The organism is Endozoicomonas sp. Z74 (assembly GCF_057680865.1).
This window is the reverse complement of the sequence record NZ_JBLYZI010000013.1, coordinates 22650-37676: the sequence shown is the minus strand read 5'-3', so window position 1 is coordinate 37676 and position 15027 is coordinate 22650. Positions and strand designations below refer to the sequence as shown.

Below are 15027 nucleotides of genomic sequence, written 5' to 3'. Positions count from 1 at the left end.
ATTAGCCGAGATCAATGAAAGTGTTTTTTCTGGCGGGTATTGCTGTAAATTATTGACTTGAAGCAAAGCTTTGTCTTGTACCGGTTGTGGCGAGAGTGAGTGTTCAGTCATCAGATGGAGAGGATTTAACCTCTCCATCAGTGAGGCTGATTATTGGTCTCGACTTCGGTCATGGTTTTCAATTCTGAGCCCGAGAGGGGTGGCAATATCCTGCCATCGGACCCATTTGAAATTGGTATTGTCCCGGGTTTCTCCTTCAGGACTGGTGGCTTCCGGGGTGTTGTTGCCATCGTGAACGACCAGCAGCCCTTCACGGAATCGCCAGCCCAGTCGGGCGTTGGTGAGGGCAGCTCCGTCGGTGTGCTCCACGCCATCCACAGAGCCTGGAGTGATATTGAACTCGCCCATATAGGGGTTGCCTTCATCCCGGCTGTATAAAACAAACTTATTGTCGGACTGGCTGGAAGCCAGCAGATAGCCTTGACCAAAGCCGGCATCATAGATGGCCAGGCCTTCTACGTCGGCTGAAAGGTGCTTGCCGCCAAATCCGGGGTCGTTGTTATAGTCGAGTTGGCAGATATATTCTTCTTCACTGTCGTCCCAGATACGGGAGTAGGGAACACCATACTCTTTAACGGTATCAACCAGCTCGATGCTCTCCGCCTTCCAGATTGAGGTTTTCAACAGGCCGACGTCTTCCTGGGCCATGTAAAGAAGTCCGCGGTGCTTGTCGACTACCATGCCTTCTACATGGGGTTCTTCGTCATCGTCTTCTCTGCAGGCTTGCCATAGAGCGCCGTTGGGCAGGGTGAACTGGCTGTTGACGTTGAACCGCTCGGCAATGGCATAGTTCACTTTGTCTTCTCCCTGGGAATAGAGCACCAGTTTGGCGATGTCTGTTCTGTCATTGCGGCTGACAAAGGCAAAGGCGGTGCCTGTGGTATAGGGTTTCACTGTCGCCAGTCCATAGGCGGTGGCCTTATCGTTGACCTCCTCTTGATTGCTGGAAAAAATCCATGGTGCATGAGCTGCAGTGACTTCCTTGAGCAGGGCGTTCCGGTTTTTCCGGTCAATCCGGAAGATGCGTAACTGGTCATAACCCCGGTCAGTGACCACGGCAAGGTCTGAAGTGTTATTTCCCATGGGGAAGTCATAAATCAGGTCGACATTGTTAAAGCGGCCGGGGCGGTCTTCCCCGGTGGGCGGGGGAGGCGCCGGGATGTGTTGGAGCAGTTGTCCTTCGAGGTTGTAAACGTCCAGTCCACCTTCTTTCAGGGTTGCTATGACCAGGCTTTTCCGGGGCTGGTAAGGGTGCACCCAGATAGCCGGGTCATCGGCATCCGAGTTATGTCCAGCCTCGTCGTCAAAGTGGGGTCTTGACTCAATGACAGCCTGAACACTGGTGGAGTGAGCATTGACCGCCTGGAGGGCGGTCAGGAGTGCAGCAAACGCAAGAACAATCCTTTTTCTCATGGTGGGGTTCCTGTGACTTATTCCCGTTGTTGGAGGGGAATACTGTACATTCCCTATATTCCAGCTTTGTTACAGTGCGGGGAGTCAGTCAGGAAGGGCTGGCCCCTCCCCGGTGGGGAGGGTTGAATGGCTGTTGGGCTTAACGAACGTATTCAAATACCTTGACAACCTTTTGCACGCCATAGGTGTTGGCGGCAATGGCTGAGGCTTCCTGGGCGGTCTCTGGTGTGACCAGACCCATCAGGTAAACCGTTCCGCGTTCGGTGTTGATTTTAATCCGGTCCGCCACAATGGCTTCATTGGTGACCATGGCGGTCTTGATTTTGGTGGTTAGCCAGCTGTCGTTGCTTTGCACGACGATGTCAGCATTGTCACCAATATCCAGCTCGTTATAGACCTGTCGGACTTTCTCGACTCGCTGGGCAGTGGCACCAGCCAGTTCTTTCAGTCTCTGGTTGGGAACCTGGCCGATCAGCAGAACAATACCGTTGAAGCTGACGACTTTGACTCTGGACTCCCGAAGTGCCGGGTCGGCCTTGTTGATGTTGACTGAAGCGACGGTTTCAATGGTCTGATCGTCCATCCAGCTGCCCCAGGTGCGCTGGTCTTTGTCGATTTTAATGGGTTCCTCATTGACTGAGTCCACCAAGGCTGCGCAGCCGCTGAGCAAGGTTAACAGTCCAGTCAGCAGAATTGCTCCAATGGGCTTCATAAACTCCCCCTGCATAATTTCCTCTTGAGTGTTGAAAGGCTGATACGTTGGAATGCGTGCTTATCCCCCGGAAAAAAGGAATTCATCAATCAGGTCGCAGATGCAGTGTATGATCAGCGTGTGCACCTCCTGAATGCGATGGGGGCTGTTATCGGGCACCCGGATCTCCACTTCCTCCGGGTGCAGCAGTCTTGCCATGTCGCCGCCGTCTTTTCCGGTCAGGGCGACTACCTGTATGTTTCGGTCATGGGCCGCCTGAATGGCCTGAACCATATTCGGACAGTTGCCATTGGCGGAAATGGCCAGCAACACATCCCCTTCCTGGCCCAGGGCCCGAATCTGTTTTGAAAACACTTCGTTGTAACTGGAATCGTTGGCAATGGAGCTCATGGTCAGGCTGTCGGCACACAGAGAAAGCGCTGGTAGGGCTGGCCGCTCCCGGTCATAGCGGTTGAGAAGCTCAGAGACGAAGTGCTGGGCGTCACCGGCCGCTCCCCCGTTCCCGCAGGCCAGAATTTTGCCTTCACTGAGCAGGGTCTGCACCATCATTTCTGCAGCTTCAGCGATCAGTGGTGGGAGTGTGTCAGCCGCGCGGATCTTGGCATCAATGCTGTCTGAAAAATGTTGAGTGATACGTTCTTGCATGCCTTAAACCCATGAGTGAAAACAGCCGGGTGGATATTGAGTCCAGATGGATTTGAAAAAGGGAGTGGCTGTCTTCATGATCCTTTTTACAGGAACCGCAACGAAAAAGAAAATCGGCGCCCGGTTTAAAGTGGTTCCAGAGATTCAAAATGCGCCCTTAATCCATTGTAAGCGGTTTTTCCCTTCCGAGTCATGGCTGTTGATGGACAGGGTGTCAAATCGGCAGGTTCGGTGGTTGTGCTGGCGGTTTTTCTGGAGATAGAGGGCGGCGGTACAACGAATTTTCTGCTGTTTTCGGTGGGTGATTGAGTCCGCAGCACTGCCAAAGCGGCTTTTGCATCGGTAGCGGACCTCAATAAATACCAGTGTTTCATTGTCCAGCATAATGAGGTCAACTTCGCCGGTTTTGCAGGCAAAGTTCTTTGTAAGAAAAGTCAGGCCCTGGCGTTTCAGAAAACCCAGGGCTTCTCTTTCTGCCTTCCATCCTGCCGGGTTGCTGACCTTAAGAGTCCAGAACATTGATTTAAAATCAGCCGTGAACAGAAAGGGATCTACAGGTTTGATAAATCGTCGTTTATCTGCCGGGGGATCGGCAGTGGGGTCAGTCGTCCGCCCCGGAACAGTTGCCAGGAAAGCTCCCGGTGCACCTTGCCGTCGGGACTGATGCTAAGGGAACCGGTCAGTCCCTGGATCTGGCTGCCCTGAAGGCTGATCAGTTGCTGAAGTCGGGGGTAGAGGTGATAAGCATCCACGCCAAGGGCGAACAATGAGCCGTATTGAGTGCGGGACTGGGGCCACAGTTTGTTGATTTTTTGCTCCAGCTGGGTGGTTGTTCCGGGGGTCAGCCAGGGCATGACCGGGATGCGGATGCCGTTCATGTCCTGATCCTGGCTGGGGTTGGTTCTGCCGGAAAAGGCGTTTGAAGTGGCATAGACGGGCACGTTGCCTGCGTACTGGTAGGCCAGGGCTGGCTTGATTTGTCGGGCTTCTTCCGGGTTGGCACCGATAAAGACCATGTCTACGTCCTGGCGGCGACGAGCCTGGAATCCCAGTTTTTCCCCAAGCTGGCGACTCAGCTGTCGGGCTCTTGCCTCACTCTGGTCGGTGTGAAGAAGCTTCCCGGTCATCTGGCTGAATTGGGTGGATGCATTAAATTGGGCTGAGGCGATGATTTCCCCATCCAGTGTCTGCCAGGTGTTGATAAAGGTTTGGCTGACTTTTCGGCCCCAGTCTGAGTCCGGGGTGATAACAATTGCACGGCGGTGTCCGTCCAGCTTGCCCCTGTGGGCTGCCATTTGGGCTTCGTCTTCGGCTGAAAGGCCAAACTGGTAAAGGTTGGCGTTCCGGGGTGGGGGAAGCAGGGGGCTCATGGAGTTATTCTGGTTATCTTCGATTTTGTCATTGACGTAGTTCAGGGCCAGAAGGGGGATGCCTTGAACCGGTTCGGCCTGAAGGCGTCTGACATTGGCTTTGCTAAGGGGACCGATGATCAGTTGGGCTCCCTCTTCCATGGCTTGCTGTGCCAGGTCGTTAATGGCGGTGTTATGGGTGTTATAGAACTGAAGTTCTGGTTGCGGGTCCTGGCTGTTTATTGCTGCTTCATAGTGGGCGGTTATGATGCCATCCCGGACTGATCGGCCTGCTTTGCCAAGGCCTCCGGACAGGGGGAGCAGGATGGCTATTTTCTGGGGTTTTTGCAGGGCGCTGGCCCTGATGCTGTCAAAGTTGTCGGGCAGGTAGGCTGCAGCCGGGTGACCGGGCCATTGACTTCTCCACTGCTGCAGGCTGGTCAGTTGCTGGTCAAGTGGGGTTTCGGACTGATAAATCATGGCAAGGCTCAGCCAGCCTCGAAGGCTGGTGGAGGTCTCGCGGTTATAGAGGGATTCCAGGGTGGTCCTGGGCGCATGAAGCAGTGTTTGCCAGAAACTGTCGTAATAAGCGGTTTTCTGCTCCTCGCTGAGCAGGGGGCTGGCCAGTAGCCATTCGTCCAGAGCGGCTTTGAATTCGCCAAAGCGGGAATAGGTGAGGGCCTTGAGGATGTGTGACTGCCCAATGATCTCCGGGTCGTTGCTGCTGATGACTGGCTCGCGGTCCAGCCATTCAAAGACCTCCCAGTTTTTTTTGTGTATCTGGGCAATGGTTGCCTGCTGAACTGCCAGGTGGGCCTGGATATCCCGAGGTAGTTCATCATAGGGCATTTCATCCAGAAGGGTCTTCACTTGTTCCGGTGAAGAGAATAACAGCTCTCTGGTGATCTCCAGGGTCAATCTGGCCCGTTCCGGGTAGTGGGTGCGGGCAGCCAGAATCAGGCGCTGGTCAATGCTCTGATGCTGGGGGAGGGTGGAAGGCTGGCTGGTATTGACCGATGGTCCTGATGAGCAGGCTGTCATCAGCAGGGTGGCGATGGTCACGAATGCAAAAGCAGGCAATCTTCCAAGGGTGCTGGTATACGTCGTCATCAGGTATTGCTGGCCGCTCGGTTGTCTTCAATGTCGGGTTGGCTGTGGTGCTTCCTTGTGAGTCCCACTGATTGTACACAGGGCAGGGGAGTGAAACTATAGATTATTTTTTTTGAGGATGCCTGGGTTAAGATGGCGTCTGTAAAACTGGATGAGCAGCGGTTTTTATGTCTGATAGTGCCTTGTATATTGTATCAACCCCTATTGGTAATCTTGGTGATATGACGCCGAGGGCCATAGAGGTCCTGAAAAAGGTGGATGTGATTGCCGCGGAAGATACCCGTCACAGCCGTCGGCTGATGAACCACTTCGGAATTGAAACACCCATGATTCCCTGTCATGACCATAACGAGCGGCAGCAGGCAGAGCAGATTCTGGGAAGAATGAGTGCGGGGGCGTCTGTGGCTCTGGTCAGTGATGCGGGAACGCCGTTGATTTCAGATCCCGGTTTTTTTCTGGTCAGAAGTGTGCGGCAGGCGGGCTTTCCAGTGATTCCGGTTCCCGGCGCTTGTGCCTTTATTTCTGCGCTTTCCGTAGCGGGTCTGGCAACCGACCGCTTTTTCTTCGAAGGCTTTCTTCCGGCCAAAAGTTCGGGGCGGTGTAAACGGCTGGATGAGCTTTGTGCTTTTCCCAATACCTGGGGTTTTTATGAGTCTCCCCATCGTATTCTGGATTGCCTGGAGGATGTTCAGAGGGTATTGGGGGAGGGTCGCTATATTGTTCTGGCCCGGGAAATGACCAAAACCTTTGAGACTGTGATTGCAGGCCCTGTTGCTGAGGTTCGGGAGGTTGTGGCATCGGATGCAAATCAGAGAAAGGGGGAGTTTGTGGTTCTGGTGGAAGGTCTTAAGGAAGAGGTTGATCAGAGTATTGATGCCGATGCTGAGAAAATGCTGGTCCGGCTTATGGTTGAGTTGCCCCTGAAAAAGGCCGCTGCCGTGGTGTCTGATCTGACGGGTTTCCGAAAGAAGGCGCTGTATGAGAGAGGGCTTGCCATTAAAGAGGGAGGCCTTGAATAGTCGTAAAATGGCTGCAGGGTATGAGGCAGAAGCTGTTTCATGGGAAAGGAGAGTGATAGGTGGCAGGGTGTTCTGGCCCTTGGGGTTGATTAACGGTGCGCTGGCGAGTACTATTCGCCGCCTCGAGTTGGCCGGGCAGTCGCTGTCTGTCTCTGTTCTTTTATAGAAGCGGAGGTGGATGGAGGAAAGTCCGGGCTCCACAGGGTAGGGCGCCAGGTAACGCCTGGGGGGCGAAAGCCTACGGAAAGTGCAGCAGAGAGTAGACCGCCTAAGTCAAACCTTTTCTTGAAGAGGGTTGACCGGTAAGGGTGAAAGGGTGCGGTAAGAGCGCACCGCATGGCTGGTAACAGTTCATGGCACGGTAAACCCCGCCTGGAGCAAGACCAAATAGGAATCCTGTAGGTGTGTACCCGCACTGGATTCGGGTAGGTTGCTTGAGGTGTCTGGCGACAGACATCCCAGATGAATGACTGCCCAGGCCTGTTTGACAGGCTGGACAGAACCCGGCTTACAGGCCAACTCGTGTTTATTTTTCTGTTTTTTCGTTGCAGCATTTCTGTGGAAGGCATTTTCCAGATTCTTTTTGGGTAAATGATCGCTGTCTTACAACGTTGCTCTTCTCTTCTGGTTGATTGAAAAAAAACTGCTTAGTGCGGTGGCATTTGTTTTCTCTTCATTTTCCTTTCTTTGTCTTTGATTGTTGATGGCTCTTGCATCTGGCTGATGGGTTGCCCTGCGTCTGCTTTCTCCTTTTCTGGTAGATGGGCTCTGTCTTTTTTCTATCCGTGCCTCTTCTGTTCAGGTAGAAGCCCCGCTTGACGTGGGTTTTCAAGGTTTCTATAGTGTGCTTTAGTGGTGCAAAGTGGATAAAAGTGGGTCAATGTTCAAACTTTAGTGGGTTAGGGTGGCGACAGAAGAGGTTGTAAAGGTTGAGTGACCGCCCGGCCAGGGAGAAAGACGGTTGTTTCGAGGTGTGAATGCCATCAATCTGGACGCCAAGGGACGTCTTGCCATACCTACCCGTTATCGGCAGGTATTGCGGGATCGTTGTGACGGTGCTCTGGTGGCCACCATCGATACCGATGAACCCTGCCTGTTGATCTACCCTCTGGATGAATGGGAGCTTATTCAGCAGAAAATTGAAGCGTTACCCAGTTTTCATCCCATGACCCGCCGGATCCAGCGATTATTGATCGGCCATGCCACGGACATTGAACTTGATGGCAGTGGTCGTATTCTTGTTCCCCCTTTATTGCGCGATTATGCAGGCCTTGAAAAGAAAAGCATTTTGCTGGGTCAGGGCAAGAAGTTTGAATTATGGGATGAGGGTTGCTGGACTGAGCGCCGTGACCAGTATCTGAAAGAAGCCAGTGAAGCGGAAGAAGTTCCAGTTGAACTGCAGTCACTGTCTTTGTGAGACATTTTTTGTGAAAGCTTTATGAAAGCAGTAGATGGTAGTAATAACCCGGATCAATCGGCGGATGAGCCTTCAATTGAGGCATCTATGACGTCATCGCCGGAGCACAAAACGGTTCTGCTCCATGAGGCGGTGGAGGCATTGCTGACTGATCCGGATGGCACCTATGTAGACGGAACCTTTGGCCGGGGTGGTCATAGCCGTTTGTTGCTGGAGGGGTTGTCTGACCAGGGGCGACTGATTGGCATCGATAAAGATCCGGCGGCCATTGCCACCGGTGAGAAGCTGGCGTTGGAGGATCACCGTTTTTCGATACATCACGGATCCTTCACAGATATCGATCAGGTCAATGGCGACGACCCTGTGGACGGTATTTTGCTGGATCTTGGGGTTTCGTCCCCTCAACTGGATGACCCGGAGCGGGGCTTCAGCTTTATGAATGATGGCCCCCTGGATATGAGAATGAATCATCAGCAGGGTGAAAGTGCTGCCCAGTGGCTGGCCAGGGCAGAGGAGCAGGAGATCAGCAAGGTCATCTGGGAATACGGCGAAGACCGTTTTTCCCGAAGAATGGCCAGGGCCATTGTCCGGGAGCGGGAACTGGAACCCATCCTGACCACCCGACGGCTGGCCAATATTATTGCTGCCGCCTGCCCGACCCGGGAGAAGGGTAAGCATCCTGCGACCAGGGCGTTTCAGGCGATCCGGATCCACATCAACCGGGAGCTGGATGATCTGGTGCTCTGTCTGGATCGGGCGCTGGAAAAGTTGAAGCCCGGTGGACGCCTGGTGGTGATCAGTTTCCACTCTCTGGAAGACAGGATCGCCAAACGGTTTATCCGGAAGCACCAGAAAGGGGATGAACTGCCCAGCTGGTTGCCGGTGACAGAGGACCAGCTGAATCGCCGAATGAAGAGTCTGGGAAAAGCGGTCAAGCCTTCCCAGGAGGAAGTTGCCGAAAACCCAAGGGCACGCAGCTCCATTATGCGTGTGGCTGAAAAACTGGTGTGATCTTTGGTGCAGACATGGGTGCAGCGCAGCTGAAAGATTTGTTTTTACGCAGTTATGTCACGCTGTTTCTGCTGCTGCTTGTGGTGTTTTCCGGTTTGTCGGTGGGGTATGTCTCCTATGAGAACCGGCGGCTGCACAACAATATCCAGCAGGAGCTGGAAAACAGAAACAGTGCCCAGGTGGAGTGGGGGAAGCTGCTGCTGGAGCACAGCACCCTGACGGCACCTGGGCGTATTGAGAAACTGGCCAGGGAGAGGCTGGGTATGGAAGTTCCGGGATCCGGTCGCATTGAGAGGGTGCGCCCGTGAGCAGGGTTGAAGGTAAAAGCCGGAAGTCCGGGGTGTCCCGTGTTCGGGACAGGCACTCTCGTAAGAAAAAAGCGCCTTTTTTCGGCCTGGCAAGTCATGCATGGGCGGACAGCTGGGCAAAGAGCCTGGCAAAAAAGTGGCGCCTGAAAACCGTGCAGGCCCTTTTGGTCCTGGCGGGCCTGAGCATTGGTTACCGGATTGTCGACCTGCAGTTACTGGATCGGCATTTCCTCCAGAACGAAGGGGATAAACGCTCTGTTCGATATGAGTCCATTGCCGCTCACCGTGGGGTTATATTTGACCGGAATGGCGACCCTCTTGCCGTCAGTACACCGGTGGTTACCCTTTGGGCTGTGCCGGACGAGCTGCTTGGAGCACGAAAGCGCTGGCCTGAACTGGCCCGTGCCCTGGGAAAGTCTGAGGACTGGCTGGCCAGAAAGGTCAGTGCGGCCAAAGGGCGTGAGTTTGTCTATCTCCGTCGGCAGATGACGCCTGAAGCGGGTGCGAAAGTCAAGGCGCTGAGAGTGCCCGGCGTTCAGGTGAAGCACGAGCAACGACGTTACTACCCCGCGGCGGAAGTGACTTCTCACCTGGTAGGGTTTACGGATATTGATGAGGTTGGTCAGGAAGGCATGGAACTGGCCTACAATGACTGGCTGTCCGGAGAGCCTGGAAAACGGAGAGTTCTGAAAGACCGTAAAGGTCAGCTGGTTCGCCAGGCGGAACTGGTCAAGAGCGCCAGCCCCGGTAAAGAGCTGATGCTCAGTATTGATCTCCGGCTGCAGTATATGGCTTACCGTGAGTTGAAAAAGGCGGTTGAGGCTCACCAGGCAAAAGCAGGCTCTCTGGTGATGCTGGATGTTGAAACCGGTGAAGTGCTGGCAATGGTCAATCAGCCCAGCTACAACCCGAACAACCGGTCTGGTATGAAGGCGTACCGCATGAGGAACCGGGCCGTGACCGATATGATGGAGCCCGGCTCAACTCTTAAGCCCTTTACGGTGGCAGCGGCTCTTGAGTCCGGACAATATAAGCGGGATACCGTGATCCAGACTGCACCGGGTTATATGCGCCTTGGGCGGGATCAGGTTCGAGACATGCGTAACTATGGCGCAATTGATCTGACAACGGTCCTGGTCAAGTCCAGTAATATGGGCGTCTCTAAAATGGCCCTGGCTATAGGGCCGGATAAAGTCCTGGATATGATGCAGCGTCTGGGGCTTGGTCAGAGTACGGGAACCGGCTTTCCTGGAGAGAACCCCGGTTACCTCCCTTACCGGGATCGCTGGAGCGACATCGAAATCGCCACGCTCTCTTTTGGCTACGGGTTGACGGTAACGCCTTTGCAGTTGGCTCAGGCGTACATGGCGCTTGGGGCTGATGGGATAATGCGTCCGGTCTCCCTGATAAAAAGGGATGTTGTGCCGGAGGGCGTCCGCATCATGGATGCCTCCATTGCCAGAGACCTTCGCAATATGCTCAAGGCGGTGGTTCATGGTGGGTCCGGGCGTCGTGCCAAAATTGAAGCCTATGACGTGGGTGGGAAAACAGGGACTGCCCGCAAGGTGGTCAACAGTGGTTATTCAGAGGATCACCATATCGGCATGTTTGCCGGGCTGGCACCGATCGACAAGCCCCGCCTTGCCATTGTGGTTGTGATTGATGACCCCCAGGGCAAGTCGTACTACGGCGGGTTGACCGCGGCGCCGGTGTTTTCAAAGGTAGCATCGGGTGCATTGAGAATGCTGGGTGTTGAGCCCCGCAGCCAGAAAGTGTTGACCGCGGACAGGCATCTCCAGGGCTCTGAACCCTGGCAGGGTTATGGATTCCGGTTACCGGTAGAAAAGGCATCTGCCCCGGTTTCCGTCAATGAAGGCTAGAGTGAGCAGTTTTTACGGATAACGCTTTATAGCAGGCGTTTTGACAGGAATAGCAATGACAGCACAGACAGGACAGACTCTGAATGGAGTTTTGGCCTATTTGCAGAGGCCTCCCGTGAAGGAGGATAAAACAGTGAGTCACCTGACCCTCGACAATCGAAAGATTGCCGGGGGTGAGTTGTTTATTGCCGTTCCCGGTTTGCAAGTGGATGGCAGGCGCTTTATAGAAGACGCTTGTCGCCAGGGAGCGGCTGCGATCCTGTTTGATAACAGCGATGGCCTGGAGCCGACACACTTTTTCAGTGATGGCTTTGAGAGAGAGTCTTTGGTTTCCTCCTGTCCGGTGATTCCTGTGGCCGGTTTGAAGGAAAAAGTCGGAATGCTCGCTGATCGGTTCTATCGGCGGCCTTCTGAAAAAATCAAGGTAATGGGGGTGACTGGCACCAATGGTAAAACCTCCTGCTGCTGGTATCTTTCCCAGATTCTTGAGCACCTTGGTCAGCCCTGCGCCCTGATGGGAACTGTAGGCCAGGGAATGCCCGGAAACCTGAAAGCCTCACTGAATACAACTTCTGATATCGTGTCCCTTCAACAGTATCTGGCAGAACTGGTGACGCAATCGATTCCTGCAGTGGCCATGGAGGTCTCTTCCCATGGTCTGGACCAGGGGCGGGTAGCGGGAGTGACTTTTGAAGTGGCGCTGTTCACCCATATCAGCCGGGATCATCTGGATTATCACGGAACGCTGGAGGAGTACGCTGCGGCCAAGGCCAGGCTGTTCTCTGAGAACGACTACCGTCATGCTGTTATTGGCAGGGACGATGCTTTTTCGGAGCTGATGCTCAACGCCTGCCCGGATCATGTTCCGGTTACTACCTGGTCACTGTCGGATACGTCGGCGGATGTATTTGCCAGCCACCTGCAGGCCCACACTCAAGGTTTTACCGCAGAGATTCATACGCCCTGGGGCATTGGCCAGCTGGAAACGGCCTTGCTGGGTCGTTTCAATCTGGAAAACCTGTTGGCAGTCATTGCTGTCCTTGGGGTACAGGGTTATCCGCTGAATAAGATCCTTGAGGCGATTCAGGATCTCACCACGCCTCCCGGGCGCATGCAGCAGTTTGGCGGTGGTAGCCAGCCTTTGGTGCTGGTCGATTATGCCCATACCCCGGACGCCATAAAAAGTGTGCTCAGCGCCTTGCGTGAGCATGGTGCCCGCAGGCTGGTCTGCATATACGGTTGCGGCGGTGACCGGGATCCCGGCAAGCGCCCGTTGATGACGGCTGCCGCCCTGGAAGGGGCCGACCGGGTAGTGCTCACCAGCGATAATCCCCGAACTGAGGACCCTCAGAAAATCATCGGGGATGCCCTTGAAGGGGTCAGCGAGCAGGATCAAAACCGGATGGAAGTGGTGGTTGACCGCCATGACGCCATTGCCGGTGTGATTGCCCGGTGTGAGCCCGGTGACATTGTGGTGGTGGCCGGTAAGGGGCATGAGAATTATCAGGAAATCCATGGGGTTCGCCATCATTTTGATGACCGTGAACAAGTTCAGGATGCGCTGGCACTGAGGGAGGGGCAATGATTCAGACATTATCCCTGTCCACTCTGGCGACTCTGGTAGGTGGCTCTATTCAGGGCGGCTCTTGTCAGAGCGATGAGTCCCGGGAAGAAGTCCAGGTCAGTGGTGTCAGTATTGATACCCGGACGCTGAAGTCCGGTGACCTGTTTATTGCCATCAAGGGGCCGAGGTTCGACGGGCATGATTATATTGCCCAGGCTGCCGCAGCCGGTGCAAGCGCCGCTTTGACTGAACACTATGTGGAAAATGTGGAAGGCGTGGCAATCCCCCAGATTGTGGTGGCAGACACCCGAAAGGCGCTGGGTGTGCTGGGTGCAGCCAACCGTGATGCCTTTTCCGGCGTTGTCATTGGCGTCACCGGGTCCTGTGGCAAAACGTCGGTCAAAGAGATGCTGATGGCGGTGTTTTCCGGCCAGGGCCCCACGCTGGCAACAGAGGGAAATCTCAATAATGCGCTGGGGGTGCCTTTAACACTTCTTCGTATCGAATCCCGGCATGAATACGCTGTAATTGAGATGGGAACCAGCTCTCCCGGTGAAATTGCCTATATTGCCGGCCTCGGACGTCCGGATATCTCCCTGATTACCAACGCGGATGAGACTCATCTTGCGGATCTGGTGGATGTAAAGGGGGTGGCCCATGAGAAAGGGTTTATTCTGGATGCCCTGAGTTCAGAGGGGGCCGCTGTGCTCAATCGGGATGACGCTTTTTATCGGGAATGGTGTGACCGTGTCCACAGAGCCGGGGTTAACCGGGTTGTCAGCTTCAGCCTTTCTGACGAGAGTGCTGATTGTTATGCCAGCCAGGTGGTGTCTACGGAGTCGGGTATGGCTTTCACTCTTCATGTGGGAGAGCAGTCTTTACCCGTCCGGCTCTCTTTCTGGGGGCAGCACCAGGTTCTCAATGCCTGCTGTGCGGCAGCAGTGGCCAGTGCCCAGGGCCTGCCATTGGACATTATTGCTTCAGGGCTGGAAAATGCCCGCCCCTTTCAGCGTCGTGGCCAGCGGTTTCATCACACCAGTGGGGCCCTGCTGATTGATGAAACCTACAATGCCAACCCCCGGGCCACCCTAGCTGCAGTAGACCAGCTGGCGGACTGTGGTGGAAAAACCATCATGGTGATGGGCGATATGCTGGATCTTGGAGAGGTGTCTGATCAACGCCATCGGGAAGTGGGTCGTTACGCCCGCGAGCGGGGGGTTGATCATTTTCTCAGTTTCGGGCCGTCGGCCAGACTGGCCAGCGAAGCCTTTGGCAAAGGGCGCCATTTTGACAGTAAACCGGAGTTGATTGACTGGCTTGAGCCGGTTCTGGCCAAAGGTGTGTCAGTTCTGGTCAAAGGGTCAAGAGGAATGAAAATGTTGGATGTTATCAAGGCCCTGGCAGGGCCTGACTATAAGGGAGAAGCCTGAATGCTGCTCTGGCTGGCAGATTTTTTATCCCAGTATTATCACGGGTTTGCGGTATTTAAATACCTGACCCTGCGCGCTATTTTCGGGGTGCTGACAGCGCTTGGTATGAGCCTGTGGCTGGGACCGCACTTTATTCGAAAGCTCAGTTTTCACCAGATCGGTCAGTCGGTAAGGGATGATGGCCCCCAGAGTCATCTCAGTAAAGCGGGTACCCCCACCATGGGCGGCGCACTGATTCTGATCTGTATTGCCATCAGTACCCTGCTATGGGCCAACCTCAGCAACCGCTATGTCTGGGTGGTGTTATTGGTGACTGCTGTGTTTGGAGCGGTTGGCTGGGTAGACGACTATCGCAAGGTGGTGGAGAAAAACTCAAGGGGGCTGCCTGCCCGCTGGAAGCTGTTCTGGCAGTCGTTGGCCGGGCTGGGTGCGGCAATATTCCTGTATATGACGGCGCCTTCCGCCGTTGAAACGACGCTGATTCTGCCCTTTTTCAAACACGCCTCGCTGCAGCTGGGCCCCGCCTTTATTCTGCTGACCTATTTGACGATCGTGGGAACCAGTAACGCGGTCAACCTGACCGATGGCCTGGATGGTCTTGCCATTCTGCCAACGGTGATGGTGGCGGCCGCCCTGGGGGTGTTTGCCTATCTTAGTGGCCATGCCTCTTTTGCCCAGTATCTGCTGATTCCGGCGGTGTCAGGCTCCGGTGAACTGGTGGTGTTCTGTGCGGCTCTGGCTGGCGCCGGACTCGGTTTTCTCTGGTTCAATACCTACCCGGCCCAGGTGTTTATGGGGGATGTCGGTGCCCTGGCTCTGGGAGCTGCGTTGGGCGTTATCGCGGTGATTGTCCGCCAGGAAATTGTGCTGGTGATTATGGGTGGGGTGTTTGTGATGGAGACGGTGTCGGTCATTCTCCAGGTGGGTTCCTATAAGCTCACCGGCCGTCGTATCTTTCGTATGGCGCCTCTGCATCATCACTTTGAACTGAAGGGCTGGCCGGAACCCCGGGTCATTGTCCGGTTCTGGATCATCACCATTGTGCTGGTGCTGATCGGGCTGGCCAGTCTCAAAATTCGCTAACAGGTATCAGGCTGAAAGGTTTAGAG

13 protein-coding genes and 1 other RNA gene are annotated in these 15027 nt (G+C 54.7%); 9 read left to right on the top strand and 5 right to left on the bottom strand.

All coding sequences use genetic code 11. From position 1 onward, the window contains the following. Positions 1-150 precede the first annotated feature (150 nt). The 5 genes from ACNRUY_RS05855 to ACNRUY_RS05835 all read right to left on the bottom strand — a co-directional run bounded on the left by ACNRUY_RS05855 (position 151) and on the right by ACNRUY_RS05835 (position 5289). Positions 151-1473, bottom strand: a complete 1323-nt coding sequence (locus tag ACNRUY_RS05855; RefSeq protein ID WP_488110706.1) for a phytase — start codon at positions 1471-1473, stop codon at positions 151-153. Between the two features lie 139 nt (positions 1474-1612). Continuing rightward, positions 1613-2185 carry a BON domain-containing protein gene (locus ACNRUY_RS05850; protein ID WP_488110705.1) on the bottom strand — a complete coding sequence of 191 codons (573 nt, stop codon included), beginning with the start codon at positions 2183-2185 and terminating at the stop codon, positions 1613-1615. Positions 2186-2245: 60 nt separating this feature from the next. Next, entirely contained in the window at positions 2246-2830 is a 585-nt protein-coding gene (locus tag ACNRUY_RS05845) for a phosphoheptose isomerase (RefSeq protein ID WP_488110704.1), read from the bottom strand. A gap of 144 nt (positions 2831-2974) precedes the next feature. After that, a complete protein-coding gene (locus ACNRUY_RS05840) occupies positions 2975-3349 on the bottom strand; it encodes a YraN family protein (RefSeq protein WP_488110703.1) in 375 nt (124 codons plus the stop codon). A gap of 32 nt (positions 3350-3381) precedes the next feature. Continuing rightward, complete coding sequence (locus tag ACNRUY_RS05835; protein WP_488110702.1) at positions 3382-5289, bottom strand: penicillin-binding protein activator; 1908 nt, start codon at positions 5287-5289, stop codon at positions 3382-3384. A gap of 167 nt (positions 5290-5456) precedes the next feature. Between ACNRUY_RS05835 and rsmI the strand changes: the two genes are divergently transcribed. The 9 genes from rsmI to mraY all read left to right on the top strand — a co-directional run bounded on the left by rsmI (position 5457) and on the right by mraY (position 15001). After that, entirely contained in the window at positions 5457-6308 is an 852-nt protein-coding gene (gene rsmI, locus ACNRUY_RS05830) for a 16S rRNA (cytidine(1402)-2'-O)-methyltransferase (RefSeq protein WP_488110701.1), read from the top strand. Positions 6309-6431: 123 nt separating this feature from the next. Continuing rightward, positions 6432-6835: RNase P RNA component class A (gene rnpB / locus ACNRUY_RS05825), an RNA gene on the top strand. A gap of 434 nt (positions 6836-7269) precedes the next feature. Then, the gene (mraZ, locus tag ACNRUY_RS05820) at positions 7270-7725 is read left to right on the top strand and encodes a division/cell wall cluster transcriptional repressor MraZ (RefSeq protein WP_488110700.1); all 456 of its coding nucleotides are present in this window, start codon (positions 7270-7272) and stop codon (positions 7723-7725) included. An 87-nt stretch (positions 7726-7812) separates the two neighbouring features. Continuing rightward, positions 7813-8736 carry a 16S rRNA (cytosine(1402)-N(4))-methyltransferase RsmH gene (gene rsmH / locus ACNRUY_RS05815; RefSeq protein ID WP_488110747.1) on the top strand — a complete coding sequence of 308 codons (924 nt, stop codon included), beginning with the start codon at positions 7813-7815 and terminating at the stop codon, positions 8734-8736. A gap of 14 nt (positions 8737-8750) precedes the next feature. Beyond that, positions 8751-9044, top strand: coding sequence for a cell division protein FtsL (gene ftsL / locus ACNRUY_RS05810; protein ID WP_488110699.1), 294 nt, complete (start codon positions 8751-8753; stop codon positions 9042-9044). Beyond that, on the top strand, positions 9041-10924 hold the full coding sequence (locus ACNRUY_RS05805) for a peptidoglycan D,D-transpeptidase FtsI family protein (RefSeq protein ID WP_488110698.1): 1884 nt from the start codon (positions 9041-9043) through the stop codon (positions 10922-10924). The genes ftsL and ACNRUY_RS05805 overlap by 4 nt, the downstream gene beginning before the upstream one ends. Positions 10925-10979: 55 nt before the next feature. Then, on the top strand, positions 10980-12509 hold the full coding sequence (locus ACNRUY_RS05800; protein ID WP_488110697.1) for a UDP-N-acetylmuramoyl-L-alanyl-D-glutamate--2,6-diaminopimelate ligase: 1530 nt from the start codon (positions 10980-10982) through the stop codon (positions 12507-12509). Further along, the gene (locus ACNRUY_RS05795; RefSeq protein ID WP_488110696.1) at positions 12506-13918 is read left to right on the top strand and encodes a UDP-N-acetylmuramoyl-tripeptide--D-alanyl-D-alanine ligase; all 1413 of its coding nucleotides are present in this window, start codon (positions 12506-12508) and stop codon (positions 13916-13918) included. Before ACNRUY_RS05800 ends, ACNRUY_RS05795 begins: the two co-directional genes overlap by 4 nt. After that, the gene (gene mraY / locus ACNRUY_RS05790) at positions 13919-15001 is read left to right on the top strand and encodes a phospho-N-acetylmuramoyl-pentapeptide-transferase (RefSeq protein ID WP_488110695.1); all 1083 of its coding nucleotides are present in this window, start codon (positions 13919-13921) and stop codon (positions 14999-15001) included. It abuts the gene before it with no gap. The last annotated feature ends 26 nt before the right edge of the window (positions 15002-15027 follow it).